The organism is Sphingomonas pseudosanguinis (assembly GCF_014196255.1).
GTDB classification, from domain to species: Bacteria; Pseudomonadota; Alphaproteobacteria; order Sphingomonadales; family Sphingomonadaceae; genus Sphingomonas; species Sphingomonas pseudosanguinis.
Genome location: NZ_JACIDH010000038.1, coordinates 1 through 2,500, shown reverse-complemented (window position 1 = coordinate 2,500; position 2,500 = coordinate 1). Strand labels below are relative to the sequence as shown.

At 56.2% G+C, this 2,500-nt stretch carries 1 tRNA gene and 2 rRNA genes (1 of these 3 cut by a window edge); all 3 read left to right on the top strand.

What is annotated here, in order from left to right:
• Nucleotides 1-1,978 (top strand): 23S ribosomal RNA (locus tag GGR48_RS17745); it begins 814 nt to the left of the window's first position.
• 141 nt (nucleotides 1,979-2,119) lie between these two features.
• Nucleotides 2,120-2,234, top strand: a 5S ribosomal RNA gene (gene rrf, locus GGR48_RS17740).
• A 117-nt stretch (nucleotides 2,235-2,351) separates the two neighbouring features.
• Nucleotides 2,352-2,428, top strand: a tRNA-Met gene (locus GGR48_RS17735).
• The last annotated feature ends 72 nt before the right edge of the window (nucleotides 2,429-2,500 follow it).

Below are 2,500 nucleotides of genomic sequence, written 5' to 3'. Positions count from 1 at the left end.
GCCAATCAAGCCGGGAAATAGCTGGTTCTCCGCGAAAACTATTGAGGTAGTGCCTCGAGCGGACACCATAGGGGGTAGAGCACTGGATGGTTGCGGGGGTCGCGAGATCTACCAATACTAACCAAACTCCGAATACCTATGAGTGATACTCGGGAGACAGACGGCGGGTGCTAAGGTCCGTCGTCAAAAGGGAAACAGCCCTGACCTACAGCTAAGGTCCCCAAGTCGTGTCTAAGTGGGAAAGCATGTGGAAATCCCAAAACAACCAGGAGGTTGGCTTAGAAGCAGCCATCCTTTAAAGAAAGCGTAACAGCTCACTGGTCTAAACAAGGGTTTCTGCGGCGAAGATGTAACGGGGCTCAAGACACGCACCGAAGCTTAGGGTGTGCACTTTAGTGCACGCGGTAGCGGAGCGTTCCGTAAGCCTGCGAAGCGATCTGGTAATGGGTCGTGGAGGTATCGGAAGTGCGAATGCAGACATGAGTAGCGATAAAGAGGGTGAGATGCCCTCTCGCCGAAAGACCAAGGGTTCCTGCGCAAGGCTAATCCGCGCAGGGTGAGCCGGCCCCTAAGACGAGCCCGAAGGGGGTAGTCGATGGGAACCACGTTAATATTCGTGGGCCTGGTGGTGTGTGACGGATCTCGTGTGTTGTACGTCCTTATCGGATTGGACGTGCCTCGAAGAGGTCCCGGGAAATAGCCCCACCGTATAGACCGTACCCGAAACCGACACAGGTGGTCAGGTAGAGTATACCAAGGCGCTTGAGAGAAGTGTCCTGAAGGAACTCGGCAAATTGCCTCCGTACCTTCGGAAGAAGGAGGCCCCATATATGCGCAAGCACTTATGGGGGGCACAGGCCAGGGGGTAGCGACTGTTTAGCAAAAACACAGGGCTCTGCTAAGTCGGCTTCAAGACGACGTATAGGGCCTGACGCCTGCCCGGTGCCTGAAGGTTAAGTGGAGGAGTGCAAGCTCTGAAATGAAGCCCAGGTAAACGGCGGCCGTAACTATAACGGTCCTAAGGTAGCGAAATTCCTTGTCGGGTAAGTTCCGACCTGCACGAATGGCGTAACGACTTCCCCACTGTCTCCAGGACATGCTCAGCGAAATTGAATTCTCCGTGAAGATGCGGAGTACCCGCGGTTAGACGGAAAGACCCCGTGCACCTTTACTGCAGCTTCAGAGTGGCATTGGACAAGAACTGTGTAGCATAGGTGGGAGGCTTTGAAGCATTGGCGCCAGCCGATGTGGAGCCATAGGTGAAATACCACCCTGTTGTTGTTTAATGTCTAACCTCGTACCGTGAAACCGGTACAGGGACCCTCTGTGGCGGGTAGTTTGACTGGGGCGGTCGCCTCCTAAAGAGTAACGGAGGCGCGCGAAGGTTGGCTCAGGACGGTTGGAAACCGTCTGTTAGAGTGCAATGGCATAAGCCAGCCTGACTGCGAGACTGACAAGTCGAGCAGAGACGAAAGTCGGTCATAGTGATCCGGTGGTCCCTCGTGGAAGGGCCATCGCTCAACGGATAAAAGGTACGCCGGGGATAACAGGCTGATAACCCCCAAGAGCTCATATCGACGGGGTTGTTTGGCACCTCGATGTCGGCTCATCACATCCTGGGGCTGGAGCAGGTCCCAAGGGTTTGGCTGTTCGCCAATTAAAGTGGTACGTGAGCTGGGTTCAGAACGTCGCGAGACAGTTTGGTCCCTATCTGCCGTGGGCGTCGAAATTTGAGAGGAGTTGACCCTAGTACGAGAGGACCGGGTTGAACGTACCTCTGGTGTACCTGTCGTCGTGCCAACGGCGCAGCAGGGTAGCTATGTACGGACGGGATAACCGCTGAAAGCATCTAAGCGGGAAGCCTCCCTCAAGATAAGATTTCTCAGGACGGTCGAAGACCACGACCTCGATAGATCGGATGTGGAAGTGCGGTAACGCATGGAGCTAACCGATACTAATTGTCCTATTCGCGCTTGAGAGCTCCACACCCCCACCATCAGCCCTGGGCTGATAGACTGAGGGTCTGGTCAGCAAATCCAGCCAGTGCACAGCATCGATTTTAACCCCCATTTCCCCACCAGGTACCACCTGATGGGGATCGTATTCGCGGACTCTATTGCCTGGTGGCCATAGCGTCGGTGTCCCACCCGATCCCATCCCGAACTCGGCCGTGAAACCCGACTGCGCCAATGGTACTACTGCTCAAGCAGTGGAAGAGTAGGGCGTCGCCAGGCATTACAGTCCGCGAACACACAAAACCCATTCACATCGTCTCCTCGGGCGTCTCAGCCCGGGGCGCTAAGCCCCACGACACCACGCTATGCACGCGTGCCGCCGTGCGGCTCAGCTAACGCGGGGTGGAGCAGCCCGGTAGCTCGTCAGGCTCATAACCTGAAGGCCGCAGGTTCAAATCCTGCCCCCGCAACCATCACACCACACGCAAACACAGCCCCAGCCCCGTAGCATCGCCGCTCCGGGGCTTTCTTGCGTTCTGTCACTC